Genomic DNA, 26,144 nt, shown 5'->3' on the forward strand with positions numbered 1-26,144 from the left:
CGGCGCCGCCGTCGCGCGACGACGCCCGCGGCGACGACCCGCGGCGGCGACATCGCACGACGACGCGGGCGCCCGCACCGGTGAGGTGCGGGCGCCCGCGTCGTGCTGCATCCTGGCTCCGCGCTGCGGCGCAGCCGTGCGCGCTACCGCGTCGCCGTGCTCCAGGTACGGATGCCGCCGTCGAGGTTGCGGACGTCGTCGTGCCCGAGCTGCGCGAGCAGCAGTGCGGCGCTGTGACCGCGCTGCCCGACGGCGCAGTGCACCACGACAGGCCCCTCCCCGATCTCGCCGTGCCGCTCGCGCAGCTCGTCGAGCGGGATGTTGACCGCGCCGGGGATCGACTCGCGCTCGTGCTCGGCCGGGGTCCGGACGTCGACGAGCGTCGCACCCGCCGCGAGGACGGCGTCCAGCTCGTGCCACTGGACCGACCGCGTCAGGCCGGACGCGAGGTTCTCCGCGATCATGCCGAGCATGTTGACCGGGTCCTTCGCGGAGCCGAACTGCGGCGCGTAGGCAAGCTCGAGGTCGGCGAGGTCGCTCGCGTGCAGCCCGCTGCGGATCGCCGTCGCGACGACGTCGATCCGCTTGTCGACGCCCGCCTCGCCGACACCCTGCGCACCCAGGATCTCGTCCGTCGCAGCGTCGACGACGAGCTTGAGCGCCATGGGGCGCGCCCCCGGGTAGTAGCCGGCGTGGTCGCTCGGGTGCGTGTGGATGACACGGACGTCCCGACCTGCCGCGCGGGCACGGCGCTCGCTCCACCCGGTGGAGGCGGCGGTCAGTCCGAACACCCCGACGATCGCCGTGCCGAGGACCGGCTGGGACCGCACCGGACGGCCGGTGATCGCGTCCGCGACGAGGCGGCCGTGACGGTTGGCGGTCTGCGCGAGCGGGACGAACGCGTCGCCGCCACTGATCGCGTCGCGCTTCACCGCGACGTCGCCGACGGCGAAGATCGCAGGGTCGCTCGTGCGCTGCTGCTCGTCGACGACGACAGCGCCGCGCTCTCCCGTCTCGAGCCCCGCCTCGCGGGCGAGACGTGACTCGGGCGAGACTCCGACGGCCATGACGAGCAGGTCCGCCGGGACGGTCGAGCCGTCGTCGAGCACGAGGTCGGTCTCGGTGACGCTCGTCGCCGCAGCGCCGGTGCGCACCGTGACGCCGTTCTCCTCGAGGCGGGCGCGCACGAGCGCGGCCATCTCGACGTCGAGCGGCGGCAGGACCTGGTCCGCGAGCTCGACGACCGTGACGTCGAGACCACGCAGCGCGAGGTTCTCGGCGAGCTCGACGCCGATGAAGCCCGCACCGACGATCGCGGCGGTGCGCGGTCCTGCGGCGACTGCCGCGACGATGCGGTCGACGTCGGCGACGTCGCGCAGCACGTGCGCCCGCTCGGCGCCCGGGAGCGCGGGGCGGATCGGGGAGGCGCCCGTCGCGATGACGAGCGAGTCGTAGCCGAGCTCGACCTCCTCGCCCGACCGGAGCCGGGCGGTCACGGTGCGGGCGCCGCGGTCGATCGCGACGACGTCGTGCCCGGTGCGCACGTCGAGGCGGAAGCGCGCGCCGAGCGACGCGGGCGTCTGCAGCAGGAGGGCCTCACGGTCCTCGATGACGCCGCCGACGTGGTACGGCAGCCCGCAGTTCGCGAACGAGACGTGCTCGCCGCGCTCGAGGACGACGATCTCGCGGTCCTCGTCGAGCCTGCGCAGCCGGGTGGCGGCGGACATTCCGGCGGCGACGCCGCCGATGACGATCGTGCGGGGTACGGCCTGCGGGTTGCTCATGGCGCGCCTCGTCAGCGGCCGAAGAGGCCGGAGAACCAGCCGCCGGACTTCTGCTGCGCGCCGACCGAGGTCTGCGGCTCGTCAGCGCAACGGCACTGCTCGGACTTTGGCACGGACGCCATGACGGAGTCGACGTGCTGGCCGCAGCCCGCCCAGGTCGTCTTGCCGCACTTCTTGCATGCCACCGGTCGGCACATGTGTTGCTCCTCGCTTTCTCGTCGGAAGATACCCCCTGGGGTACCTGATGCTCGCAACGGTACACCCCCGGGGGTATGCTGTCCACATGAAGCTCCCACCCGAGACCACCCAGGCCGTCACCACCCGGCTCAAGCGCGCGCACGGCCAGATCGCCGGGATCATCAAGATGCTCGAGGAGGGCCGGGAGTGCGAGGACGTCCTCACTCAGGTCGCAGCCGTCAGCAAGGCGCTCGACCGCGCCGGCTTCGCGCTCATCGCCGGCGGTATGCGCGAGTGCCTCGTCGCCGACGACCCGTCGGTGTCGGACCAGGAGCGCCTCGAGAAGCTCTTCCTCTCCCTCGCCTGACCTCTCTCTGGCGCTCGAGGCTAGAAAAGTGATATCACTTTGCTACCAACGAGCACGAGGAGAGGCAGACCATGAGCGAGGCAGACCAGTCCGTCGGAGGCACCCCCAGCACCGTCCCCGTCGGACATGACGGCGTCCGCGTCGAGATCGACGAGCGCACCGTCACCATGCGCAACGGATGGGCCGCGCTCGGAGGCGCCACCCTGCTCCTCGCCCTCGCGGCCGGAGCCTTCGTCGGGATCGAGCTCGTCGACCCGGTCGCCCTCAAGGCCCTCCTCGCCGTCGCCGGCTCGATCCTGTCCATCGTGTCGGTCCTCGCCTACAGCGCCCTCACGATCGTCAACCCCGGCCAGACCAAGGTCGTGCAGTTCTTCGGCCGCTACATCGGCACCGTCCGCCGCACCGGACTCGTCCTGACGCCCCTGCTCTCCTCCCGCAAGACCGTCTCCGTGCGCGTCCGCAACTTCGAGACGAGCGAGCTCAAGGTCAACGACGCCGACGGCAACCCCGTCAACATCGGCGCCATCGTCGTCTGGCAGGTCGCCGACACCGCCCGCGCGACGTTCGCCGTCGAGGACTACGCCAACTTCGTCCGCGTCCAGTCCGAGGCCGCGCTCCGGCACGTCGCGACGACACACCCCTACGACAACGCCGACGACGGCGAGGCCACCCTGCGCGGATCCACCGACCAGGTCTCCGCCGAGCTCGCCCACGAGGTCGCCGAGCGCGTCGCGCTCGCCGGCGTCGAGATCATCGAGGCGCGCATCTCGCACCTCGCCTACGCCCCCGAGATCGCCCAGGCGATGCTCCAGCGCCAGCAGGCCGGCGCGATCATCGCGGCCCGCGAGAAGATCGTCGAGGGAGCGGTCGGCATGGTCGAGACCGCGCTCGAACGCCTCGAGCGCGACTCGATCGTCGCGCTCGACGACGAGCGCCGCGCCGCCATGGTGTCCAACCTGCTCGTCGTCCTGTGCGGCGACTCGCGCGCGACCCCGATCGTCAACACCGGCAGCCTCTACAGCTGACACGTGCACGACGACGCGACCACCCCGGCAGGGCGCGGCACCGACGGTGCCCCGCCCTCCTCGGGCGAGCCCGCGCCCCGCACCCCGCACGACGAGAACACCCGCAGCAGCGCGGGCGGGGCACGCCCCGCTCGTGCGGCGCGCAAGCAGGTGCTGCTCCGCCTCGACCCGGCCGTGCACGACGCCGTCGCGCACTGGGCCGCCGACGACCTGCGCAGCGTCAACGCCCAGATCGAGGTGATCCTGCGCGACGCTCTCGACCGCGCTGGACGCTCCCCCCGGGGCGCGGGCCCACTCCCCCGACGGGGTCGCCCGCCGGGCGAGACGACACCCTGAGCCGGGGGCGCCTCACCGAGCCCGAGCCCGCCACGCCCTCGCTCCGCGAAGGTGGCGGGTACGACGAAGGGCCCCGCCAGCGGCGGGGCCCTTCGTCGTGCAGGGGTGGAGGTGCGGGGAATCGAACCCCGGTCCGGTGACGCGTATCCAGGACTTCTCCGGGCGCAGTCTGCTAATGGCTTTTCTCGGCCCCAGCTCTCATGCAGACATGCTGCTGACAGGCCCAGTCATCTGAGAGTCCCCACGCCGCCGATGACGAGCGACGTGAGCAGTGGCTTCCTAGATGACGCCAGGAACCGGGACGGAAGCTAGCCCGGGCTGACGGACTTCGGGGCTCGCTCAGGCGGCGAGGGCGAAGTCGGTGCGCTTGGAATCGGCACCTATTGGTTTGCAGACATCGTTAACGAGATAAGTCTGCATCCTCGGCCCGCTTCTCCTCGAAGCACGACCACCGTCGAAACCGATCACCCCCTGTGCAGTTGTCAAGCAACGCCCGCGGGCGCCACCCCGAGGGGTGAGCCTGACAAGCAAGACCAGTCTAGAGCACCCTCGTCGGGGCCCGCACTGCTTTTTGTGGTGGCACCGGACACGCCCCACCCGACGTCGGACCTGCCCGGACGAGCCGGGCCGTCGCGCAAGGTGTCAGCTCATCTCCCGGTGACGCATGGCGCGCTGTGCCTCGAGGTTGTCCTGACGCTCGCGCAGCGTCTGACGCTTGTCGTACTCCTTCTTGCCGCGCGCGAGCGCGATCTCGACCTTGGCACGGCCGTCGAGGAAGTAGATCGACAGCGGGACGATCGTGTGGCCCTTGGCCTGCACGTCGTTGCCGAGCCGGACGATCTCGTTCTTGTGCAGCAGAAGCTTGCGCTTGCGACGCGGCGCGTGGTTGGTCCACGTGCCCTGGGCGTACTCGGAGATGTGCGCGTTCTCGAGCCACGCCTCACCCCGGTCTACGGCGACATAGCCGTCGACGAGCGACGCCCGGCCGGCGCGCAGCGCCTTGACCTCCGTGCCGGACAGGACGATGCCCGCCTCGTAGACGTCTTCGATCACGTAGTCGTGACGCGCCTTCTTGTTCTGCGCGATCATCTGCTTCACCGGCACCCGCCCGGCGTCGGGCCGGTGGCTCTTCTTGGAGCCGTCAGGGATCTGGTACAGCTTGCCCTTCACCATCGTCCCTCCTCCGGGATGAGTCGTGCTGCGGCGCCGATCGGCCGCGACCATCCAGGATACCCGGCGAGCGCCTGGTCTCCCGAGCGATTATCGGTTCAGAGCATCGACATGGGGTTGACGGTGGACCCGTTGACGTAGACCTCGAAGTGCAGGTGGCAGGCGGTGCTCGTGCCGGTCGTGCCGGAGTATCCGACGAGCTGTCCCTTGGAGACGCGCTGGCCCGTCGCCACGGCGAACTTCGAGAAGTGGTTGTAGCTCGTCATGAGGTTCGCACCGGCCACGGTCCCGTGGTTGATGAGGACCTGGTTGCCGAAGCCCGACACGTAGCGCGCCCACTGCACGGTGCCCGCAGCAGACGCATAGATCGGCGTGCCGCAGTATGCGCGGAAGTCGGTGCCCGCGTGCAGGCGGAGATACCCGAGCACGGGGTGCATGCGGTAGCCGTACCGCGACGTGATGTGCACGTTCTTCACCGGGTAGGCGAGGAACTTCGAGCTGGACGGCGGGTCGTTGCCGGGAAGCGACGTCGGCGGGTTGCTGCCGTTCTTCTTTGCGTCCTCAGCCGCCTTCTTCGCAGCTTCCTCAGCAGCCTTACGCTCCGCCGCGCGGATCGCGGCGAGACGAGCCTTCTCCTTCTGCGTCAGGCCGATGACCTTCTGGATCTCGCTCTCGAGCGCCTTCGCGTCGGCTTCCTTCTGCGCCTTCGCCGCGAGCTGCTGCGCCTTGCGGTTCTCGATCTTGGCGAGCTGTGCCTGCTGGGACGAGACGAGGGCCGCGACCTCCTGCTTCTTCTTCTCGGCCGCGCCCTGAGCCTCCTGCGCGGCGACGACCGCGGCGTCCGCCTCGGTCTTGAGCGAGGCGATCTGCTCGCGGACCCCGGCAAGGCGGGCCTGCGCGTTGCGCGACGTCGCCTCCGCCTGCTGCAGGTCCGTGAGCGAGTTCGTCTGGGCGCGCAGGGCGGTCTGGGAGAGCGTGTAGCGGTCGACGAAGTCCTCGGTGCTCGACGCGCCGACGACGAGTCCGAGGCTGTCGGCCCGGCCCTCGCCGCGGTACGCGCGACGTGCGAGCTCGGCGATCGACGCACGCGTCGTCGTCGCGGCCGCGTCCTGCTCCTGGACCTGGGTGACGAGGAGCGACTCCTGGGACTTGGCGTCCTCGAGACGCTCGCCGAGCGAGTCGGCCGCGGCCTGCGCCTTCGTGTGCGTCGCGACGGCCTCGTCGAGCTCGGCCTGCGCGACGGGCAGGAGCGCCTCGACGCGCTTGAGCTCGACGTATGCGGCCGCCATGTCGGCGTCCGTGTCCTCGAGGTCCTCCTCGAGGTTGTCGATCTCCTTCTCGGCGGCGCTCCGCGCCTTCTGCGCGGCTTCCTTCTTCTCGCGCAGGTCGTCGAGCGTGTCCGCGCCCGCGGGTGCGGGCGCGACGACCGCGACCAGCCCGACGACGATCAGGGCGGCAAGAGAACGACGCAGGTTCCTCATGTCACACCTTCGTGTAGCGGTTGAGGGTCACCAGGGAGGAGATGGCGGCAAGGATGATCGCGACGGCGAGCAGCAACGGGGCGATCGTCCAGACCTCGCCGACACCGACGAGCGGCACCCACGAGACCTCGCCCGCGAGCCAGTCGGTCACGAGGTACTTCACGCCCAGCCACAGCCCGCCGACCGCCATCACCGCACCGAGCGCTGCGGCCAGCGCGCCCTCGAGCATGAACGGCAGCTGGATGAACAGGTTGCTCGCGCCGACGAGCCGCATGATGCCCGTCTCACGCCGTCGGCTGAGCGCCGAGAGGCGGATCGTGGTGGTGATGAGCAGCACCGCGGCGAGCAGCATGACCGCAGCGAGCCCGACGGCGAGCACGGACGCACGGTTGAGCACGAGGAACAGCGAGTCGAAGATCTTGCGCTGGTCCTCGACGCTCTCGACGCCCGGGCGGCCCGTCAGGACGTCAGAGACGACCTGGTAGTTCTCGGGGTTGACGAGCTTGATGCGGAAGGACGCCTGCATGTCCTCGGCACGGATCGCCTCGGCCCAGTCCTGACCGGAGAAGTACTCCTGGAAGGACTCGAACGCCTGCTCCTTCGTCTCGAACCACACCTCCTGGATCTCCGGGGCGAGCTCGGGCGACTTGATGAGCGCCTCGAGGTCGGTCACCTGCTCGGGCGTGGCCTCGCCTGCGGCGCACTGCACCTTGGACGAGCCGTTAGGGCACAACAGGACCGTGACCTCGACCTTGCCGTACCAGTCGTCCTTGAGCTTGGACACCTGCATCTGCAGCAGGCCCGCGGCACCCACGAACGTGAGCGAGACGAACGTGACGAGGATGACGGAGATGGTCATCGACAGGTTGCGACGCAGCCCGATGCCGATCTCGGAGAGGATGAACTGAAGTCTCATGATCCCGTCCCTCAGCGCGCCGAGCCGTACACGCCACGGTGCTGGTCGCGGACGAGCTCGCCCGCGGACAGCTCGATGACGCGCTTGCGCATCTGGTCCACGATCTCGTCGTCGTGCGTCGCCATGACGACGGTCGTGCCGGTGCGGTTGATGCGGTCGAGCAGGCGCATGATCCCCAGGGAGGTCGTCGGGTCGAGGTTGCCGGTCGGCTCGTCGCACAGCAGGATCGGCGGGCGGTTGACGAACGCGCGAGCGATCGCAACGCGCTGCTGCTCACCGCCGGAGAGCTCGTGCGGGCGGCGCTTCTCCTTGCCGCCGAGGCCGACCATCTCGAGGACGTCAGGGACGACGGTCTCGATGTGGTGCTTGGGCTTGCCGATCACCTGCAGCGCGAACGCGACGTTCTCGAAGACCGTCTTGTTGGGCAGCAGGCGGAAGTCCTGGAAGACGGCGCCGATCTGGCGGCGCAGTGCGGGGACCTTCCAGCTCGACAGCGTCGAGAGGTCCTTGCCGGCCACGAGGATCGTGCCCGACGTCGGGCGCTCCTCGCGCAGCGCGAGCCGCAGGAAGGTGGACTTGCCCGAGCCGGACGCGCCCACGAGGAACACGAACTCGCCACGCTCGATCTCGAGAGAGATCGAGCTGAGCGCGGGTCGCGCACCGCGTGCGTAGATCTTGGTGACGTTCTCCAGGCGAATCACGTGGGGTGCCGGTTCCGTTCCTTCGTGCCGGTCGGCCAGACGACCGACAGCCCCCGTGGCGGGTCGCGTCGCGACCGCAGACCACGGTGAGCCTCGTCGAGCGTAGGCAGACCCGTCCCGGAGTTCGGGGCGGACACGCCGCCGCCCGCCGTCCTGGAAGCGCTCTGGGAGTCTTCTGGACGCACCGCGCGGCCGTGCGGCGTGCGGGGATCAGTCGCGCTTGGACCGGCGCCAGCGGATGCCGGCCTCGATGAAGTCGTCGATGTCGCCGTCGAACACGGCGCCCGTGTTGCCGACCTCGTGCTCGGTGCGCAGGTCCTTGACCATCTGGTAGGGCTGCAGCACGTAGGAGCGCATCTGGTCGCCCCAGCTCGCCTTGATGTCCCCGGCGAGCTCCTTCTTCTTGGCCTTCTCCTCAGCCTGACGCTCGAGGAGGAGGCGCGACTGGAGGACGCGCATGGCAGCCGCGCGATTCTGGATCTGCGACTTCTCGTTCTGCATCGACACCACGATGCCCGTCGGGATGTGCGTGAGGCGCACGGCAGAGTCGGTCGTGTTGACCGACTGCCCGCCGGGGCCGGACGACCGGAAGACGTCGACCTTGATCTCGTTCTCGGGGATCTCGATCGAGTCGGTCTGCTCGATGAGCGGGATGACCTCGACGGCGGCGAAGGACGTCTGGCGGCGGCCCTGGTTGTCGAACGGCGAGATGCGCACGAGGCGGTGCGTGCCAGCCTCGACGGACAGGTGGCCGAACGCGTAGGGAGCCTTGACCTCGAACGTCGCGGACTTGAGGCCCGCCTCCTCGGCGTAGGACGTGTCGAGGACCGCGGTCGAGTAGCCGTGCCGCTCGGCCCAGCGCAGGTACATGCGCATGAGCATCTCGGCGAAGTCGGCGGCGTCGACGCCACCCGCGCCGGCGCGGATCGTCACGACGGCCTCGCGGGCGTCGTACTCGCCCGACAGCAGGGTGCGGACCTCGAGCTGGTCGAGGTCCTTGCGGATCGTGAGGAGCTCGGTCTCAGCCTCGGCGAGCGTCTCGGCGTCGTCGTCGCCCGCGCCCTCGGTCGCCATCTCGACGAGGACCTCGAGGTCGTCGATGCGCGACTCCATCGAGGTGATGCGCTCGAGCTCGTTCTGCGCCTGGGACAGCGCGGTCGTCACCTTCTGCGCCTTGTCGGTGTCGTCCCACAGGTCGGGGGCGGTCGCCTGCTGCGACAGGTCCTCGATGCGTGCGCGGAGCGCCTCAGGGTCGCTCACGGCACTGATCGTGCTCAGGGTCGCCCGCAGGGCGCTGATCTCGGCGGAGAAGTCGGTGGTGGCCACGAGAGTCAAGGTTACCCTCCGCGGCCCGCCGCTCCCTCACGGAATGCGGGCCGCGGTGGCGGGGTTGTGCGGTCAGGCGGAGCGGCAGGTCGGCGCTCCGCCGCTGGCGCACCCGTGCCAGCCCGTCGGACGCAGGAGCGGCACGTGCACTACGGTCATCGCCTCGAGCTGGGCACCTTCATCACTCCGGGCGCCGCCCAGCCGAACGCGACGGTCGCGCTCGCGCAGCTGAGCGAGGAGCTCGGGTACGAGGTCGTGACGTTCCAGGACCACCCGTACCAGCCAGCGTTCCTCGACACGTGGACGCTCATGAGCTGGGTCGCAGCGCAGACGACGCGGATCCGGGTGGCGGCGAACGTGCACAACCTGCCGCTGCGCCCGCCCGCCGTGCTCGCGCGGTCGGTCGCGAGCCTCGACCTGCTCTCGGGTGGCCGCGTGGACCTGGGGCTGGGTGCGGGGGTGTTCTGGGACGCGATCGAGGCGATGGGCGGGCGGCGGCTGACGCCCGGCGAGGGGGTCACGGCCCTCGAGGAGGCGATCGACATCATCCGCGGCGTGTGGGCGGTCCACGAGCGGTCGCCTCTGCGCGTGGACGGAAGGTTCCACCGCGTCGACGGCGCGAAGCGCGGGCCTGCTCCTGCCCACGACGTGCCGATCTGGCTCGGCGCGCTCAAGCCGCGCATGCTGCGGCTCGTGGGCCGCAAGGCGGACGGCTGGTTGCCCTCGCTCTCCTACCTGGCCCAGGACGACGGCGGCAACGGCACGCAGGCGTTCGCGCGCGGCAACGCGGCGATCGACGACGCCGCGGAAGCGGCGGGCCGTGACCCGCGCGAGGTGCGGCGCCTGCTGAACATCGGTGGGCGGTTCACGCCCGTGCGGCGAGGCTTCCTCGACGGCCCCGCCGGGTCGTGGGTCGAGGACCTGCTCCCGCTCGTCGTCGAGCAGGGTGCGGGGACGTTCATCGTGTCGAGCGACGACCCGAACGTGCTGCGGGAGTTCGCGCTGGACGTCGCGCCCGCGCTGCGCGAGGCGGTGGACCGGGAGGTCCCGGGTGGGTCGGCGGGCGTGCGGGTGCGGCCGCGGGCGTCGCTCGCGCTGCGCCGCGAGGGCGTCGCGTACGACGACGTGCCTGAGTCCCTGCGCGAGCTCGCGGTCGAGCCCGGCGACCGGGAGTTCCACCGCCTTCGCGGCGGATACATGCGCGGGGGCAACCCGGGGCTCGTGCTGCGGCCGCGCAGCACGGCCGAGGTGGTCGAGGCGCTCGCGTTCGCACGCCGGCACCCGGACCTGGACCTGGGCGTGCGCTCGGGCGGGCACGGCATCTCGGGCCGGTCGACGAACGACGGCGGCCTGGTGCTGGACCTGTCGCGCATGAACGCCGTCGAGGTGCTCGACGAGGCGGCGCGGCTCGTGCGGGTCGAGCCGGGTGCGCGATGGATGGACGTGGCGCGGGTGATCGCGCCGTTCGGGTGGGCGGTGACGTCGGGCGACTTCGGCGGTGTGGGCGTGGGCGGGCTCGCGACGGCGGGCGGCGTAGGCTTCTTGAGCCGTTCGCAAGGGCTGACGATCGACCGCGTGCGGGCGGTGGAGATGGTGCTCGCGGACGGTTCGGTGGTGCGTGCGAGCGCTGACGAGAACGCGGAGCTGTTCTGGGGTGTGCGCGGCGCGGGCGGCAACCTGGGCGTGGTGACATCGTTCGAGATCGAGGCCGGCGAGGTGGGTGAGGTTGGCTGGGGTGTGCTGACGCAGGACTTCTCGGACCCCGTGGACTACCTGGTGCGGTGGGGTGCGGTGGTCGAGGCGGCGCCGCGCGACCTGACGAGCTTCCTGCTGACGGGGGCGCCGCGGGCGGGGCAGCCGCCGGTGGTCCAGACGATGTCGATGGTCGTCTCGGACGACGCGGAGACGATCGTGGAGCGGCTGCAGCCGATCGCGGCGATCTCGCCTCTGTATGGGCAGGACGTGCGGTTGACGACGTACGAGTCGGTGATCGCGAACGCGCCCGAGGAGGGGCACGTGTCTGACGGCGAACCGCACTCGCGCTCGGGGCTGTTGGAGCGCGTGACGCCGGGGTTTGCGCGGGCGACTGCGGAGGCGTTGGCGTCGGGCGAGATCTACTTCTTCCAGATCCGTGCGCTGGGCGGTGCGACGACGGACGTGCCGGCGGAGGCGACGGCGTTCGCGCACCGGGGTGCGCAGTTCGCGGTCTCGGCGATGGGCCGGTCCGAGGAGTCGTTGGAGCGGGTGTGGGCACCGCTGCGCGAGCACATGGTGGGCTTGTATGCGAGCTTCGAGACGAGCCGCTCCCCCGAGCGGGTCGCGGAGGCGTTCCCGCCCGCGACTCTCGAGCGGCTGCGCGCTCTCAAGGCCGAGGTGGACCCGGACAACGTGTTCCGCCACAACGTCGACGTGACGACGCGGTAGCGCCCCGCGTCCGCCCACCCTCGTCGAGCCGGAGAGCGAGCACCCACGCACACGTTGCGTGTGCAGGCGTGCTCACTGTGCGGGCGGGACGTCAGCTGCCGCGGGCCGCGCCCTCGACGACGATGCGGACGCCGCCGTCGTCGTCCAGCACGTCCATGAGCCAGCCGACGAGTGCTGGCCGTGCCACGCCCGCGAGCTCGACGACGGCGGTCTGCCCGTCGGGCGATGTCCCAGAGACGAGCCGCACGTCACGCAGCGGCACGACGTCGGCGGAGGCGTCGAGGTACTCCTGCGCGGCCGACGCCACTGATGCGTCGGTCAGCACGATGACAGGATCCACGGTCGCGTCGCCGACCTGGTCGAGGTTCGCGTGGAACAGCGTCTCGTCGAAGGTTCCGGCGGCATACGCGGCAGCTGCGTCGGCCACGGACAGAAGGCGCTTGCGCTCCAGCTGGACACTCGTCACAGCGGCCACCGTCGCGATGAGTGCGAGCGCCACCGCAACGAACCCGATCGCGAGGACCAGCACCTGACCGCTGTCATCGTCGCGCAGACGTCGCGCAAGTCGCCTCGCCCTTACCGCGGGCGTCACGGCGCGGCTCGCAGGCGGTCGACGACGCCCCGCTGGGACGCCTCGACGGGCACGGACATGCTGTCGAGCCCGATGCTCGCGACACCGGGAAGCGGCACCCGGACGTGCACGCGCACCGATATGTCCTGCCCCGGGGTGACGCACGGCTCGGTGCAGTCGACCTCGACGGCCGCGCGGTCGGCAGAGAGCCCGTGGTCCTCCAGCGCGACCTTGACGGCCGCTGCGGCACGAGCGGCAGCGTCAGCATCGTCGTCCGCGATCGTGTAGGCCCGCAGGACGTCCCGGGCGGCCCCCTCGGTCGCGAACGCCGCCGCCTGCACCTGGCTGAGGAACACGACGAGGTAGACGAGCGGGATGATGAAGACGACGGCCACGAGGAGGAACTCGACCTGGGCGTTGCCAGCGTCGGCGCCCAGGCGCACCCGTCGAGCGAGACGGGCTCTGCGCGGCCGGCTCTTCACTGCTGCTCCATGATCGCGTGGCCGCGCACCGTGATCGTCCCTGCGGACCCGATCAGCCCGATCACCGGGGCGGGGGCCGTCACCGTCACCTCAGCGAGCAGCACGTCGTCATGGGTGACCGTCCCTGCGACGACGTCCTGCGCATACCTCTCTGACAAGGAACTCGTCAGGAGGTGGACCGTGCGGTCGACGCCGTCCCGCGGGGTGCTGTCCGCGCGTGCAGCGAGGCGTGCGCCCTCCGCAGCGGCGTCGACGAGGGTCGTCCGCACGTGCAGCACGAGCGCGAGCTGGAGCGCCGCGACGAACAGCACGACGACGAGCCCGCCGACGAGGACGAACCCGACGGGGGCAGAGCCTGCGTCCGCGGCACCGAGCCGCGCACCGAGACGGGTCAGGGTGCCTTGACGCTCTTGACCGCGTCCGTGAACAGCTGGGAGAGCAGCCCGCCCGCCGTGGTCCACAGGATGATGACGAGGCCTGCGCTCATCATCGTGACGAGCACCCAGCCAGGGACGTCTCCCCTGTCGCGCGGGCCCGACATCATGACGCGCGCAGCGAGGCGCGCCTTCCATGACACGTCCGGCGCTCGCCACGTCGTGGTCCCCTGGTTCATCGTGATCCTTCCTGATGGTCTTTCCGGCGCCCACGGCGGGCGCCGGTCGTGCAGGTGCTGGCAGAGCCTCGTCCTGTGTCACAGCCCGATCCTCAGGACGAAGAGCGACGGGAACACGGCGAAGACGACGGTGATCGGCAGGACGAGGAACACGACCGGGACGAGCATGAGCACCTCCTTGCGGCCACCCACCTCCATGAGCGTCCGCTTCCCCTGCTCGCGCACGTCCTGGGCCTGAGCCCGGAGCACCTCCGCGACGGGCGTCCCACGCTCGACAGCGACGGCGACGCCCTCCGCGAACCTGCTGAGCGGCGCGAGCCCTGTCCTGTCCGCGAGGCCTTCGAGCGCGCCGCTGAGCGACGCTCCTGCGTGGACGTCCGCGAGCGTCATCCGCAGCTCGCGCGCCAGCTCGCCGCTCGCGGTCCGGGCGACGCGCTGGAGGGCCGCGACCGGAGCCTCCCCTGCGGCCACCGCGAGCGCGAGAAGCTCGGCGATCGTCGGGAACTCGAGGAGCATGACCTCGTCTCGGGCGCGGATCGTCCGGGCGAGCGCCCGGTCGCGGAGCATGGCCCCGCTGGCGCCCGCGATGAACACGAGGACTGCCCCCAGCAGCACTGGGAGGTTCCGGGTCGCGGAGAGGACGAGCGCGAGGAAGAGCCCGGCAGCGAGACCGATCGTGCCCCAGAGAAGCTGTTGCGCCCGGTACTGCTCGACCGTCCAGCGCGAGCCGGCGCGCTGCAGCCGGCGCCTGAGCTGGACCGTCGGTGTGCCGAGCCTGGCGACGAGCCCACCGAGGGTCGCGACCCAGGGTGCGACCAGCATCTCGAGCGTGGGGAACGGCGTGATGGCGCGGCACTCCTCGAGGAGCGCCGACCCGGTGTCTCGACGACCGACATACGGCGCGACGCGCGCGGCGAAGGTGATCCGACGCGCGCGCAGGCGCCACGCGATAGTCAGCAGCCCGACGCCGCCCACGAGCCCGATCGCCGCGCCCTTCACCACCTCCGGGCTCATCGCAGCACCCGCACGTCGTCAGGAAGCCGCCCGATGCGCAGCATGGCCCAGTAGGCGAACGTCGAGACCGCGCCGCCTCCGGCGAGCACGAGCGCACCCTCGATCGAGCTGTAGGCCGACGCAGTCTCAGGACGCGTGCTCAGGAGGGCGAGGATGACCCAGGGTCCCGCGACGGCGAGCCTCGCTCCGGCGACCGTCCAGCTCTGCCGGGCCTCGAGCTCGCCGCGCGTCCTGAGGTCTTCGCGCAAGAACGCGGAGAGCGTGCGGAGCAGACGACCGAGGTCCGTCCCGCCGACCTCGCGGCTGAGGCGGAGCGACTCGACGATACGGTCCGCGACAGGATCGGCCATCCGGGTCTTGAGATCGTCGAGGCAGTCGTTGAACCTGCCGGTCGCGCGGTAGTCGCGCGCAAACGCGGCGAACGGCTCGCGCAGCTCTTCGGGGCCGCGTACCGCGAGCTGGCTGAGCGCCTCGGGCAGCGAGAGCCCGGCGCGCACTCCGGAGGCGAGGTGGTCGACGACCTCGGGCCAGACCTCGCGGAGCGCCTCGCGGTGCTTGCGCGCGCGGTGCCTCACGATCGCGACCGGTGCCCCGGCTGCGATGACCGCGAAGCTCGCCGCGATCGGGAACGAGCGTGTCGCCGCGAACGCGACGAGCAGCACGGCCACCGCACTGCCGAGGCACATGCCGACGACGCTGCGTACCCGCACGCCCGGCAGGCCCGCCGCCCGCAGGGCGTCGTCCATCCGGGCCCCGCGCGTAGTCCCGCGCGGACGGTCCTGCTGCTCCCAGCAGGACAGCCAGAGGCACAGGACCCCGGCGCCCAGGAGGAGCCCGACGACGACTCCCATCAGCTCGCGGCCCGCAGCTCGGCGGCGATGTCGATGCCCGCGCGTTCGAAGCGCTCGAGCCCTGGCGGGAAGCCGTCTCCGCGGACCAGCGCGCCGTCGACCGTGCGGAAGACGTCGGCAAGCTGCACGAACCCCGCCTCGGCGCGGCCGGGGACCGCCGCGATCTGCTCGACACGCCGTGTCCCGTCAGACCGGACGCCAAGGTGCACGACGAGGTCGATCGCGGACGCGACGGTCGGCACCACGAACGTCGCCGAGACGTTCTCCCCCGCGAGCAGCGGCAGCAGGCAGAGCTTGGCGACGGCGTCTCGCGCAGAGTTGGCGTGCAGGGTCGCCATCCCGGGGATGCCGGCATTGAGGGCGATAAGCAGGTCGAGGCTCTCGGCCTCACGAACCTCGCCGACGACGATCCGGTCGGGACGCATGCGCAGCGCTTCCTTGACGAGTCGCCGCAGCGGGATCTCGCCCGTCCCCTCGAGGCTCGGCTGGCGGCACTGCATCGCGACCGTGTCGCGGCACGCGAGCCTGAGCTCGAAGACCTCCTCGCACACGATGACCCGCTCCTTCGCGGGGATCGAGCCGCCCAGGGCGTTCACCATGGTGGTTTTGCCTGCCTGGGTGGATCCGGACACGAGGATGTTGAGCCCCGCCCGGACCGCCGCGTCGAGAAACCGCGCTGCGTGCACGGTGAGCGACCCGAGCGCCACGAGGTCCTCGAGACCGCGAGCGGCGACGACGTACTTGCGGATGTTGACGGCCCACTGCCGCGTGATGTCAGGGATCACGACGTGCAGGCGCGACCCGTCGGGCAAGGTCGCGTCGACGAACGGAGAGGACAGGTCGAGGCGCCGTCCGCTGGACTTGAGCATCCGTTCGACGAGGTCGCGGAGCTGGGTCTCGGTGAGGATCGTCGTCGTCAGCTCGGGGACTCCGCGCCGCGCGACGAAAACCCTGTGCGGGCCGTTGACCCAGATCTCCTCGATCTCGGGGTCGTCGAGGTACGGCTGCAGCGGGCCCATCCCGGCGACTGCAGCGACGATCTCGCGCGTCGCGTCGTCAGCGTCGGCGAGAGTCGGGACGACGCCGCGTCCCGAGCGGCGGTCGTAGTCCTCGACCGCCTCGCGGACGAGGATCGCGAGGTCGCCCGAGTCGCGCTCGGGGTCGATCCCCCGGCGTCGGATGAGCTCGCGCACCTCGCGCTCGAGGATGGCCACACCGTCCACGTCGTCCCCCGTCCTGCCCCGCCCCCGCGGTGCTGGCGTGCCGCCCCCGCGGCACGCCAAAGCAGACCATAGGGGGTTTTCGGGCGGAGCGCGCGGCGACTGTGGACAACTCACCCGGTGAACCCGACGCGCGTGAGCTGCCCGGCGAATCGGGAGCGCGGGCCGATCAGCCCTAGGACGCGACCTCGAGCTGGGGCCGGCGACGGGCGCGGACGTGCACGGTCACGCCGGAAGCGATCACGAGGACCGCGGCACCGCCCACGGCGAGGTAGGTGCGCTCCCAGGCCCTCTTCGCCTCGGCCTGGTACCGGTTGTAATCGTCGCTCGACAGCTCCGGGTGCCCGACCGGATAGGCGATGTACACGGGGTCACCCGCTCGAAGGCCGCACCACGACGTCTGCCTCGGCTCGAGATCGACGCCCTCGTACCGCGTGCCGCCCGCATCGAACGCGTAGGTCACGGTGCAGGTGCCCACGTGCCTCCGGGGGATCGCTGCCTGCGAGAGCGCGATGCCCTCCTCCTCGGCGCCCTTCCGCGCCTCGGCGATCTCGTCCTCGTTGACGACCCGGCCGGGGCCGACCGACACGACGGTGCCCGTCACCGACACCTCGGAGCCGTCCGTCACGCCGGACCAGGAGAGCCCGACCAGCAGCGCGCCGACGCTGTAGATCACGACGAAGGCCCCGATGAGGACGGCTCCGACGCCGTAGGCACTGAGGACGATGATCCTGGTCTTGTGCACGGGAGCCCCCGCTTCCGTCCGTGGCGCGGCGTCGCCGCGCGAGCGTGGGTGCGCTAAGCCCGTGATGAGCGCGCGCCGAGCATAGCGACGTCGTCACTCACCAGGAAGACGGTCCTGCGGCGACCTGACCTGCGCGTTCGGCTGGCGGGACGGTCCCGGCAGCGGGCGGGTGACCCACGCGTCCGGCTTGGCGAGCATGTCGGTCGCAGCGGGCGGGAGGTCACCGGAGGCGACGTCGGCGAGCGTCACGTGCTCGAGGACCGTGCGCATCGCGACGCGCAGCGCGACCCACGTCTCGCGCAGGTGCGCGGCCGAGCCCTGGTAGTCGACGTCCTCCGGCTGCACCCCGGCGATGTTCGCGAGCGGGCCGTCGATCGCGCGGATCACGTCCGCGACCGAGATCGTCGCAGGGTCCCGCGCGAGGCGGTATCCGCCGTCGGCTCCCCGCCTCGACTCGACGAGACCGGCGCCCCGCAGGTCGCCGAGGATCGACAGCATGAACGGAGCTGCGATCTGCTGCGCCGTCGCGACGCTCTCCGCCTTGACGAACCCGCCGTCGTACGTGGTCGCGAGCTCCAGACAGCCCCGGACGGCGTAGTCGATCTTGGCGGTGATGCGCATGGGCCACAGTATGCCCGGCCCGCGGTGGCCCGAGCGTGGGCGCCCAGCGTCAGGCGTCGCCCCACGCGCCGCCGCGCCGGTAGGCGGGCGTCGCGACGGCGAGGACCGTCACCGCGAGCGCCACCGCGAGCGTCATGACCGCCGCCATCGCGACCGCCGTCCCGCCGAGCACCCCGACGAGCGGGCTGATCAGCCCCGCGAGGCCGGCCTGCATCGCCCCCATGAGCGCGGCCGCCGTGCCCGCCATGTGACCGTACGGCGTCAGGGCGATCATCGACGCGTTCGCCGGGATCATCCCCTGCATGCCCAGCACGAGCCACAGCACGCACAGCAGCGCCACGAGCCCGCCCGCGCCCGTCGCGGTGACCGCGACGAGCGCAGCGCCGAGGCCCATCTGCACCACGAGCGCGACCCGCAGGATCCGCATCGGCGACACGCGCCGCACGAGCGCCGCGTTGAGCTGCGCCGACCCGACGAGCGCCACACCGTTGATCGCGAACGCGATCGCGAACTGCTGCTCGCTGAGCCCGTACTCCTCCTGCAGCACGAACGTCGACCCGACGACGTACGACATGATTACCGCCTGCCCCAGCCCGGGGATGACGGCGACCGCCATGAACTTCTTGTCCTTCAGCAGCGACGCGTAGCCGGCGGAGACGCCACGCGGGCCCGCGATGCGGCGCCGGTCCCCCGGCAGGGTCTCCGGCATGAAGCGCCACACGATCACCAGCAGCACCGCGCCGATCACGGCGAGCGCCGCGAACACGAGGTGCCACGTGCCGCGCGACGCGATCGCCCCGCCGACTGTGGGTGCGAACAGCGGCGCGACACCGATGACGAGCATCAGGCGTGACAGGAGGCGCGCGGCCTCGGCGCCGACGAACCGGTCACGGATGACCGCGATCGCGACGACCGACGCGGCCGCGTTGCAGAAGCCCTGCAGCACGCGCAGGGCGATCAGGATCTCGATCGTCGGAGCGACGATGCACGCGAGCGACACGAGCACGTGCGCCGCGACGCCGATCAGGACGGGCAGCCTCCGCCCGAACCTGTCGGAGAACGGGCCGATGACGAGCTGGCCGACGGCGCCACCGAGCAGCATCCCCGAGACGGTGAGCTGAGCGGCAGCCGCGGTCGAGCGGAGATCGAGCGCGACCGTCGGGAGCGACGGCAGGTACATGTCGACCGTGATCGCCGGCAGGGCCGCGAGCGCGCCGAGCATGAGCACCCACTTGAAGCCAGCGCCTCGGGGTGCGGGCGGGGCTGAGACGGGGTCGTTCGGGCGCGGGCTCACACGCTCGATCTTATCGATTCGATCCAGTGGCAGACCTCGCGGCAGCGGCTGTCACGGAGGCATGCGTCACAGCTCTGCGGTCGCGACGGTCTCGTGTCACGCCGTGGGGAACCGTCGGGCAGGGCGGCGCCGTGCGGCTCAGGGCACCGCGACCTCGATGCCGACCGAGGCGCGGCCCAGGGTCAGGGTCGCAGGCCCCGGCGGCGTCTCGGCGGGGACCGTCACGCTCGTGCGGACCGACGCGTCGGCCGCGGCGTCGAACGTCCCGAACAAGACCGTCTCAGTGCCCTCGGTGTCCGGGGCCAGCGTGAGCGGGAGCCCCGTGCTCACCGGGCTCGGCCCCTCGCCCTGGTCGTGGCACGCCGCGAGGAAGCCCTCGCCGGTCACGGTCACCGTGCCGCCTGCCACGACCCGCTCTGGCTCGACGGTGACCCTCGGTGCCGCGCACTGCGCGTCGCCCGACGTGCACCCGGCCAGGGACGTCGCCCCTACCACCGCGAGCAGCATGCCGCTCCTGAACCGCGCCATCGTCGTCCCCCCTTTGCACGCCAGGTCGACGCGTCCGCGTCGTCGCCGGTCGCGTCACGAGCAGCCTCCCACCGACGGCGCTACCTGACCAGGGCCAGGACTCGCCGGACCGCTGCCGCTCGCCGCCTCCCGCGCCGATGTCAGAGGGGTGCGGGACAGTGGAGGCATGTGCGGACGCTTCGCCTCGTTTCGGCAGACCCAGGACCTGCTCGACGCCTTCATGATCGACCCGACGCTCCCCCTCGACCCGGAGCTCGCGGCCTGGCAGGCGTCGTGGAACGTCGCGCCCACCGACCCGGTGCGGATCGTCGTCGAGCGCGCACCGCGCGGTGCGGCACCGGGAGCGGCAGCCGAACGGTCGCTGCGCCTCGCCCGCTGGGGTCTCGTGCCGTCCTGGTCCAAGGACCCGAAGGGCGGCGCCCGGATGATCAACGCGCGCAGCGAGACCCTCCTCGAGAAGCCCGCGTTCGCCAAGCCGATGGCGGCCCGCCGCTGCCTCGTGCCGACCGAGGGCTACTACGAGTGGAAGGCGGGCGCCGACCCGAAGGCCCGCAAGCAGCCTTACTTCATCCGCCCCACGAGCGAGGGCGTGACCGCGTTCGCGGGCCTCTACGAGTTCTGGCGCGACAAGGACAAGGCCGACGACGACCCAGCACGCTGGCTCGTCACCACGACCGTCATCACGAAAGCCGCGACAGGCGACATGCTCGACCTCCACGACCGAGTGCCCGCCGTGCTCCAGCCCGATCTCTGGGCCGAGTGGCTCGCTCCCACGACGAGCGCCAGCGACGCCCGGGCCCTTCTCGACGTCCCCGTCCCCGACCTCGAGTGGTACCCCGTCAGCGCTGCGGTCAGCACCGCGACCACCGAAGGGCCGCAGCTCATCCAACCGGTCTCCTGACCGGCAGAGGCGACGCAGTCAGTGCGCCTCGGGCGCGCGCGCCCAGTCCAGCCGCACCGGCGTCAGCACGCCCAGCCCCGCGACCTCACGCGGCTCGAGCGTCGTCTGAGCGAAGCGCGGGTTGTTCACCAGACGGTGCGCCGTCACCTGGTCCATCAGCACCGTCGACGGAGCCGCCTGGTCCGTGAGCCGCGACGCCAGGTTCACGCTCGGACCGAACACGTCACCGAACCGCGACAGCACACGGCCCCACACGAGGCTCACGCGCACGGGCCGTCCCGCATATCCCGCGACCGCCATGTCGGCCTCGTCCGCGCTCGCCAGGCTCAGCGCGACGTCAGCACCCGTCACCACGTCGTCAGCGATGAACAGCAGCGCGTCACCCACCGTCTTGACCACACGGCCACCGTTCGCCGTGACGATGTCCCGAGCACGCGTCTCGAACGTCTGGATGAACTCCGCGAACTCGCTCGCACCGAGCTGAGCCGTCAGCCGCGTGAACGACACGATGTCCGCAAACCCCACCGCACGCGGCAGCGGCAGCTCGCCACCCTCCGCACGCGCGACCGAGTCGCGACGCACCCCCGCACCGAACTCGACCGCCTGCCTGCCCACCAGCGCCGCCATCTGCCGGCGCCACGCATGGACGAGCTGCTTCTCGAGCGCAGGCGCCAGCCGTGACATCTCCTGCGCCACCTTGAGGCGCGCCTCCGGGTCGCTCACCCCGTCCCGGCGGACGACGTGATCGACGAGCGCCTCGAAGTGCCACAACGACAGCCGCTCCGTCGAGTGCCCGACTGACCGGATGAGCGTGCCCATCGTGCGGTCGTCGAGCCCCTCACGGCTCGACTCCTGCGCAAGGTGCCGCAGAGCGTTCGCGTCCTCGTGCGTGAACTCTCGCGCCGACGGGTCCGTCACCGGGAGCCCCATGAGCTGCCAGTACCGCTGCGCGAACTCCGGCTCGAGCCCCGCCTCCTCGGCGAGCTCGTCCAGGTTCAGCTCGGGTCCGCCCCCGAGCAGCGCGGCGATGAGCTGCTCAGCAGCGTCGGACCAGGAGGAGAGCACGGCCCCATCCTAGGCGGAGCCGACGGTCCGAACGTGGCTCACGTCACCGCTGCGCACCTCGCACCTCTCACCGTCCGCCAGCTCGAGCAGGAGCGACCCGTCCGCCCCGAGCCCCACCGCGGCGCCCCGTACCTCCTTGCCGCCCGGCACGAGGACGCGCACCTCACGACCGATCGTCGCCATGCGCGCCTCGACCTCACTACCGAGCCCAGCCGCGAACGCGTCACCGTCCCCGTCACGCCACTGCCGGACGACGTCCGCGAGCGACTCCTGCAGCGCCGTCAGCAGCATCTCCCGCGACGGCGACGCTCCCGAGAGCCACAGCGACGACGCGCTCGGCACCGGCAGCTCGTCCGCCGTCTGCAGCACGTTCAGGCCCAGGCCCACGACCACACGCTCGTCGTCGACCACCTCCGTGAGGATGCCGCCCACCTTCCGCAGCGCACCCCAGCCGAGCATGTCCTCGCCGTCGGGCGCCTCGACGAGCAGGTCGTTCGGCCACTTCGTCAGGACCTGCACGCCCGTCGTCGCGCTCACCGCACGCGACGCCGCGAGGCCCGTCAGGAGGGGCAACCATCCCCACGTGTCACGCGGTGTGCCGGGCGCGAGCAGCAACGAGCACGTCAGCGCCGTGTGCGGCGGCGTCTGCCACGCCCGGTCGAGCCGGCCACGGCCCTGCGTCTGGTGGTCCGCGACGACGAGCGACGGCAACGGCCACGCGTGCGCCTGCGCACGCGCCTCCTCGACGAGGTACGTGTTCGTCGACCCGACCTCACCGAGCACGACGACGCGCGCCGCGATCCCCGTCGGCGCCCTCAGCAGGTCCTGGACCAGCCCAGCATCGAGCCGGTGACGCGGGGGCAGCGCAGTGACGTCGTCCATGCCCCCATCTTGCCCCCGTCAGCCAGCCGCGCTTGTGCGTTCCCGACGAAATCTCTCGCCCTTAGCCGTGCGCGGCCTGCACTGGCGGCGCCAAGGGCGCGGCCTAGGCTCGGGGGGTGACCGACGTGAACACGACCGACGCGACCCCGGCCTCCTCGAAGGTCGCTGATCTGCAGGAACGACGCAGGTCCGCGATCGACGTCCCCGAGGCGGCAGCACGCGAGAAGCAGCACGCCCGCGGCAAGAAGACCGCCCGCGAGCGCATCGAGGCGCTCCTCGACGAGGGCAGCTTCGTCGAGCTCGACGCGTACGCGACGCACCGCTCGACGAACTTCGGCCTCGACAAGAGGCGCGTCCCCGGCGACGGCGTCGTCGTCGGGCACGGCACGGTCGACGGCCGCCAGGTGTGCATCTACTCGCAGGACTTCACCGTCTTCGGCGGCAGCCTCGGCGAGGTGCACGGCCAGAAGATCACCAAGGTCATGGACCTCGCCCTGCGCACCGGCGTGCCGCTCATCGGCATCTCCGACGGCGGCGGCGCACGCATCCAGGAAGGCGTCGCCGCGCTCACGCAGTTCGCAGAGATCTTCCGCCGCAACGTCGCCGCGTCGGGCGTGATCCCGCAGATCTCGCTCATCCTCGGCCCGAGCGCGGGCGGCGCGGTCTACTCCCCCGCCCTGACCGACTTCATCGTCATGGCGGACGGCACGTCCAACATGTTCATCACCGGCCCCGACGTCATCCGGGCCGTCACCGGCGAGGACGTCGGCTTCGAGGAGCTCGGCGGAGCGACGACGCACAGCACGCGATCCGGAGTCGCCCACTACATGGGCGCCGACGAGGACGACGCGATCGACTACGTCCGCCACCTGCTCGCCTACCTGCCCCAGAACAACATGACGGACGCCCCGACGTTCCCCCTCGACGTCGACCTCGAGGTCACGGACGAGGACCTCGAGCTCGACACGCTCGTCCCCGCCTCCGACTCCCAGCCGTACGACATGCGCACGGTCATCGAGCACATCGTCGACGACGGCGAGTTCCTGGAGGTCCAGCCGCTGTTCGCCGGCAACGTCCTCGTCGGGTTCGCGCACGTCGACGGGCAGTCCGTCGGCATCGTGGCGAACCAGCCGCTCAACATGGCCGGCACGCTCGACATCGACGCCGCCGAGAAGGCTGCGCGCTTCGTGCGGACGTGCGACGCGTTCAACATCCCCGTGCTCACCCTCGTCGACGTCCCCGGCTTCCTGCCTGGCACCGACCAGGAGTGGAACGGCATCATCCGCCGCGGTGCCAAGCTCATCTACGCGTACGCGGAGGCAACCGTCCCGCTCGTCACCGTCATCACGCGCAAGGCCTACGGCGGCGCCTACATCGTCATGGGCTCCAAGCAGCTCGGCGCGGACATCAACCTCGCATGGCCGACCGCCCAGATCGCCGTCATGGGGTCGGGCGGCGCCGTCAACATCCTGCAGCGCGGGGCGCTCAAGGCTGCTGCCGACGCCGGTCTCGACGTGGACGCCGAGCGCCGCCGCCTGACCGCGGAGTACGAGGACGCGATCGTCAACCCGTGGGACGCCGCCCAGCGCGGCTACGTCGACGACGTCATCGCGCCGTCGACCACACGCGTGCAGGTCGTGCGCGCCCTGCGCGCGCTGCGCACCAAGCGTGCCTCCCTCCCGCCCAAGAAGCATGGGAACATCCCCCTGTGACGAGCTCTGCACCCACCCCCGACCCCGCCGACATCCCGGACGACGTCGACCCCCGCCACCGCGCGCCGCTCGTCGTCGACGCGACACCCCTGCACGCGCTCGTCGACGAGCTCAGCGCACTCATGCACTCCTACGTGAGCACCGCCGTCGGCGTGCGCGCCGAGTTCGACGCCGCGACCGCCGAGGACGACCCCCGGGTCGGGGACCTCGAAGACCGGATCGCACGCCTCAACACGCGCCTCGGCGAGGCGTTCGAGCAGCAGCTCGGCCTCGTCTCCGGGCACACGGCCGAGTCCTGGGAGGACGACGACGAGGACGACGAGGACGATGACGACGAGAGCGGGACGTTCGAGCTGACGTTCGTCGTCGACCTCGACGACGACCTCGACCACGACGCGCAGCTCGCGCTCGTCGAGAACCTCGGCACCGCGACCGCGGACCAGCTCGAGGCCGCGGGGCTCGACGTCCAGCACTGGGGCGTGGCCTACCTCGGCGACGAGGACGAGGACGACGAGGAGTGAGCGTCCCGATGACCGAGCTGCCTCCCGTGCGGATCGTCCGCGGCACCCCCGACGACGACGAGGTCGCGGCCCTCATCGCCGGGCTCGCCGCCGCCCAGCAGGGCGACGCCGAGCCGGCCGCACCAGCACCTCGCTCAGCCTGGCGACGCGGGACCACCCGTGCCGGCGAGAGCTTCGGCCGGACGCCCGACGGCTGGCGCTGGAGCGTGCGCTGACCCGCTGCTGACGCCGCGCACCCACCACGTCCCGCGCGGCTGGACGAGCCAGCCCGTCGCCCGCCGCACCGGCGCAGACGCAAGCACGAGGGCGACGAGCACGGCCGCCGCCACGAGCACGACCAGGTCCGCTGCAGACGACACGTGGTCGAAGAGCCGCACCGACCGCGCCTGGCTCACGAGCAGCGTGTGCAGCACGTACACGTACATCGCCCCGCTCCCGAGGTACGTCACCACCGGCAGGCGCCGCGTCGGGACGAGCAGCACGACCGCGACCGCGCCGCCCGCCGCCACCGCGAGGAGAAGGCCGCGCAGCCCGGCCTGGGCGACCTGCTCCTCCCAGGCGCCGTCGTACGGCAGCAGGCGCAGCGCCTTGCGCGGCACCGACCCGGCAAGGACGAGCAACGTGACGGTCGTCGCGCCCAGGACCGCCCCCGCCGCGACCCGCCACCCGTGACGCCCGCGGTCCTGCGCCCCCCACCACTGCCGCGCACCGCAGCTCCGCAACCACCACCCCAGCAGGAACAACGGGAAGAACGTCACCGTCCGCGCCGCGGAGAAGCCCTGTCCCACTTCGTCGAAGAACCCGACACCCAGCGCAGCCACGACAGCGACGGCTCCGTGCCACCGCACCAGGACCACCACCGGCAGGAGCAGACGCCACACGAACAGCGACAGCAGGAACCACATGCCGAACGCGGGAACCGCAGGCTCGTACCGCCAGATGTCGTCGACCAGCCCACGGCGCACGAACGCCAGGACGTCGACCGCGAGGTAGACGCCGAGGACGGACCGCACGAGCGCGACAGACCGGCGGCGGTCCAGCTGGCGTGCGTCGGAGAAGTAGCCCGCGACGAGCGCGAAGACCGGGATGCGCGCCGGCCACGTCGCCCAGTAGATCGCCGTCGCGGTCTCCGACCGCGCGAGCACCGGTTCGAGCGCGTGGCAGACGACGACGAGGACCGCCGCGACGATCCGCACGTTGTCCGGCCACGGGTCGCGCAGGGAAGGCGCCCGCTCCGCCGGCGCGGAGCCTCCCCGGCGGACGGTCGTCGGCGAGGGCGCACGGGACAGGAGCGGGATCGCGGTCACGCGGGCAGGCTAGGCGGTCCGAGCGACCCCTGAACGTCCAGAACACGTCCCTCGGCGGACGTTCCCCAGGAGTTCACCGCGCCGACAGACCCGTCCCGGCTCGTCGCCAG

Annotated in this window: 29 protein-coding genes and 1 other RNA gene; 8 read left to right on the forward strand and 22 right to left on the reverse strand. The window is 71.6% G+C overall.

Annotated features, from left to right (window positions below; genetic code table 11):
- Window positions 1-143: 143 nt before the first annotated feature.
- Both HF995_RS01345 and HF995_RS01350 read right to left on the reverse strand, forming a co-directional pair.
- The gene (locus HF995_RS01345; protein WP_168446031.1) at window positions 144-1,784 is read right to left on the reverse strand and encodes an FAD-dependent oxidoreductase; all 1,641 of its coding nucleotides are present in this window, start codon (window positions 1,782-1,784) and stop codon (window positions 144-146) included.
- An 11-nt stretch (window positions 1,785-1,795) separates the two neighbouring features.
- Complete coding sequence (locus tag HF995_RS01350; RefSeq protein WP_168446032.1) at window positions 1,796-1,981, reverse strand: DUF8730 family Cys-rich protein; 186 nt, start codon at window positions 1,979-1,981, stop codon at window positions 1,796-1,798.
- An 86-nt stretch (window positions 1,982-2,067) separates the two neighbouring features.
- Between HF995_RS01350 and HF995_RS01355 the strand changes: the two genes are divergently transcribed.
- The 3 genes from HF995_RS01355 (at window position 2,068) to HF995_RS13690 (ending at window position 3,689) form a co-directional block, all read left to right on the forward strand.
- A complete protein-coding gene (locus tag HF995_RS01355) occupies window positions 2,068-2,328 on the forward strand; it encodes a metal-sensitive transcriptional regulator (protein WP_168446033.1) in 261 nt (86 codons plus the stop codon).
- Window positions 2,329-2,399: 71 nt separating this feature from the next.
- Window positions 2,400-3,353, forward strand: coding sequence for an SPFH domain-containing protein (locus tag HF995_RS01360; RefSeq protein ID WP_168446034.1), 954 nt, complete (start codon window positions 2,400-2,402; stop codon window positions 3,351-3,353).
- 3 nt (window positions 3,354-3,356) lie between these two features.
- Window positions 3,357-3,689 (forward strand): type II toxin-antitoxin system antitoxin, encoded by a 333-nt coding sequence (locus tag HF995_RS13690; RefSeq protein WP_168446035.1) that lies wholly within the window; start codon window positions 3,357-3,359, stop codon window positions 3,687-3,689.
- A gap of 103 nt (window positions 3,690-3,792) precedes the next feature.
- On the opposite strand, the gene ssrA is transcribed toward HF995_RS13690, so the two are convergent.
- From ssrA to prfB, 6 genes are all read right to left on the reverse strand, one after another.
- Window positions 3,793-4,161, reverse strand: a transfer-messenger RNA (tmRNA) gene (ssrA, locus tag HF995_RS01370).
- Window positions 4,162-4,331: 170 nt separating this feature from the next.
- Window positions 4,332-4,778, reverse strand: a complete 447-nt coding sequence (gene smpB / locus HF995_RS01375; RefSeq protein WP_245854886.1) for an SsrA-binding protein SmpB — start codon at window positions 4,776-4,778, stop codon at window positions 4,332-4,334.
- Between the two features lie 179 nt (window positions 4,779-4,957).
- Complete coding sequence (locus HF995_RS01380) at window positions 4,958-6,340, reverse strand: M23 family metallopeptidase (RefSeq protein WP_168446036.1); 1,383 nt, start codon at window positions 6,338-6,340, stop codon at window positions 4,958-4,960.
- A 1-nt stretch (window position 6,341) separates the two neighbouring features.
- Window positions 6,342-7,256 (reverse strand): permease-like cell division protein FtsX, encoded by a 915-nt coding sequence (ftsX, locus tag HF995_RS01385; RefSeq protein ID WP_168446037.1) that lies wholly within the window; start codon window positions 7,254-7,256, stop codon window positions 6,342-6,344.
- Window positions 7,257-7,267: 11 nt separating this feature from the next.
- Window positions 7,268-7,957 carry a cell division ATP-binding protein FtsE gene (gene ftsE, locus HF995_RS01390; protein WP_098457306.1) on the reverse strand — a complete coding sequence of 230 codons (690 nt, stop codon included), beginning with the start codon at window positions 7,955-7,957 and terminating at the stop codon, window positions 7,268-7,270.
- Between the two features lie 210 nt (window positions 7,958-8,167).
- The gene (gene prfB / locus HF995_RS01395; RefSeq protein ID WP_168446038.1) at window positions 8,168-9,283 is read right to left on the reverse strand and encodes a peptide chain release factor 2; all 1,116 of its coding nucleotides are present in this window, start codon (window positions 9,281-9,283) and stop codon (window positions 8,168-8,170) included.
- Window positions 9,284-9,427: 144 nt separating this feature from the next.
- On the opposite strand from prfB, the gene HF995_RS01400 reads away from it, so the two are divergent.
- Window positions 9,428-11,707, forward strand: a complete 2,280-nt coding sequence (locus tag HF995_RS01400; RefSeq protein WP_168446039.1) for an LLM class flavin-dependent oxidoreductase — start codon at window positions 9,428-9,430, stop codon at window positions 11,705-11,707.
- A 91-nt stretch (window positions 11,708-11,798) separates the two neighbouring features.
- On the opposite strand, the gene HF995_RS01405 is transcribed toward HF995_RS01400, so the two are convergent.
- From HF995_RS01405 to HF995_RS01455, 11 genes are all read right to left on the reverse strand, one after another.
- Entirely contained in the window at window positions 11,799-12,299 is a 501-nt protein-coding gene (locus tag HF995_RS01405; RefSeq protein ID WP_350308684.1) for a pilus assembly protein TadG-related protein, read from the reverse strand.
- Window positions 12,296-12,760 (reverse strand): pilus assembly protein, encoded by a 465-nt coding sequence (locus tag HF995_RS01410; protein ID WP_350308685.1) that lies wholly within the window; start codon window positions 12,758-12,760, stop codon window positions 12,296-12,298. The genes HF995_RS01405 and HF995_RS01410 overlap by 4 nt, the downstream gene beginning before the upstream one ends.
- On the reverse strand, window positions 12,757-13,155 hold the full coding sequence (locus tag HF995_RS01415; protein ID WP_168446936.1) for a TadE/TadG family type IV pilus assembly protein: 399 nt from the start codon (window positions 13,153-13,155) through the stop codon (window positions 12,757-12,759). The genes HF995_RS01410 and HF995_RS01415 overlap by 4 nt, the downstream gene beginning before the upstream one ends.
- Entirely contained in the window at window positions 13,152-13,373 is a 222-nt protein-coding gene (locus HF995_RS01420) for a hypothetical protein (RefSeq protein ID WP_168445801.1), read from the reverse strand. The genes HF995_RS01415 and HF995_RS01420 overlap by 4 nt, the downstream gene beginning before the upstream one ends.
- Before the next feature lie 78 nt (window positions 13,374-13,451).
- Window positions 13,452-14,387: a type II secretion system F family protein gene (locus HF995_RS01425; RefSeq protein WP_168446041.1), complete on the reverse strand. Its 936-nt coding sequence runs from the start codon at window positions 14,385-14,387 to the stop codon at window positions 13,452-13,454.
- Window positions 14,384-15,238: a type II secretion system F family protein gene (locus HF995_RS01430; RefSeq protein WP_168446042.1), complete on the reverse strand. Its 855-nt coding sequence runs from the start codon at window positions 15,236-15,238 to the stop codon at window positions 14,384-14,386. The genes HF995_RS01425 and HF995_RS01430 overlap by 4 nt, the downstream gene beginning before the upstream one ends.
- Window positions 15,238-16,461 (reverse strand): TadA family conjugal transfer-associated ATPase, encoded by a 1,224-nt coding sequence (locus tag HF995_RS01435; RefSeq protein WP_168446043.1) that lies wholly within the window; start codon window positions 16,459-16,461, stop codon window positions 15,238-15,240. Before HF995_RS01435 ends, HF995_RS01430 begins: the two co-directional genes overlap by 1 nt.
- Window positions 16,462-16,633: 172 nt before the next feature.
- Window positions 16,634-17,203: a hypothetical protein gene (locus HF995_RS01440; protein WP_168446044.1), complete on the reverse strand. Its 570-nt coding sequence runs from the start codon at window positions 17,201-17,203 to the stop codon at window positions 16,634-16,636.
- Between the two features lie 93 nt (window positions 17,204-17,296).
- Window positions 17,297-17,824 carry an RrF2 family transcriptional regulator gene (locus tag HF995_RS01445; RefSeq protein WP_168446045.1) on the reverse strand — a complete coding sequence of 176 codons (528 nt, stop codon included), beginning with the start codon at window positions 17,822-17,824 and terminating at the stop codon, window positions 17,297-17,299.
- A gap of 49 nt (window positions 17,825-17,873) precedes the next feature.
- Entirely contained in the window at window positions 17,874-19,118 is a 1,245-nt protein-coding gene (locus tag HF995_RS01450; RefSeq protein ID WP_350308686.1) for a multidrug effflux MFS transporter, read from the reverse strand.
- Between the two features lie 138 nt (window positions 19,119-19,256).
- Window positions 19,257-19,646 (reverse strand): hypothetical protein, encoded by a 390-nt coding sequence (locus HF995_RS01455; protein ID WP_168446046.1) that lies wholly within the window; start codon window positions 19,644-19,646, stop codon window positions 19,257-19,259.
- 166 nt (window positions 19,647-19,812) lie between these two features.
- On the opposite strand from HF995_RS01455, the gene HF995_RS01460 reads away from it, so the two are divergent.
- Window positions 19,813-20,547, forward strand: coding sequence for an SOS response-associated peptidase (locus HF995_RS01460; RefSeq protein ID WP_168446047.1), 735 nt, complete (start codon window positions 19,813-19,815; stop codon window positions 20,545-20,547).
- A gap of 18 nt (window positions 20,548-20,565) precedes the next feature.
- On the opposite strand, the gene HF995_RS01465 is transcribed toward HF995_RS01460, so the two are convergent.
- Window positions 20,566-21,612: an adenylate/guanylate cyclase domain-containing protein gene (locus tag HF995_RS01465; RefSeq protein WP_168446048.1), complete on the reverse strand. Its 1,047-nt coding sequence runs from the start codon at window positions 21,610-21,612 to the stop codon at window positions 20,566-20,568.
- A 9-nt stretch (window positions 21,613-21,621) separates the two neighbouring features.
- Window positions 21,622-22,494 carry a biotin--[acetyl-CoA-carboxylase] ligase gene (locus HF995_RS01470; protein WP_168446049.1) on the reverse strand — a complete coding sequence of 291 codons (873 nt, stop codon included), beginning with the start codon at window positions 22,492-22,494 and terminating at the stop codon, window positions 21,622-21,624.
- A gap of 116 nt (window positions 22,495-22,610) precedes the next feature.
- Here HF995_RS01470 and HF995_RS01475 point away from each other — a divergent pair, with 116 nt between their 5' ends.
- The 3 genes from HF995_RS01475 to HF995_RS01485 are packed head-to-tail and all read left to right on the forward strand — an operon-like array spanning window position 22,611 to window position 24,942.
- Complete coding sequence (locus HF995_RS01475; RefSeq protein ID WP_168446050.1) at window positions 22,611-24,206, forward strand: acyl-CoA carboxylase subunit beta; 1,596 nt, start codon at window positions 22,611-22,613, stop codon at window positions 24,204-24,206.
- A complete protein-coding gene (locus HF995_RS01480) occupies window positions 24,203-24,727 on the forward strand; it encodes a hypothetical protein (protein WP_168446051.1) in 525 nt (174 codons plus the stop codon). The genes HF995_RS01475 and HF995_RS01480 overlap by 4 nt, the downstream gene beginning before the upstream one ends.
- An 8-nt stretch (window positions 24,728-24,735) precedes the next feature.
- Complete coding sequence (locus HF995_RS01485; RefSeq protein ID WP_168446052.1) at window positions 24,736-24,942, forward strand: acyl-CoA carboxylase epsilon subunit; 207 nt, start codon at window positions 24,736-24,738, stop codon at window positions 24,940-24,942.
- On the opposite strand, the gene HF995_RS01490 is transcribed toward HF995_RS01485, so the two are convergent.
- Entirely contained in the window at window positions 24,862-26,034 is a 1,173-nt protein-coding gene (locus HF995_RS01490) for an acyltransferase family protein (RefSeq protein WP_168446053.1), read from the reverse strand. The genes HF995_RS01485 and HF995_RS01490 overlap by 81 nt on opposite strands.
- Window positions 26,035-26,144 lie beyond the last annotated feature (110 nt).

This window comes from Sanguibacter hominis ATCC BAA-789 (assembly GCF_012396185.1).
Lineage (GTDB): Bacteria > Actinomycetota > Actinomycetes > Actinomycetales > Cellulomonadaceae > Flavimobilis > Flavimobilis hominis.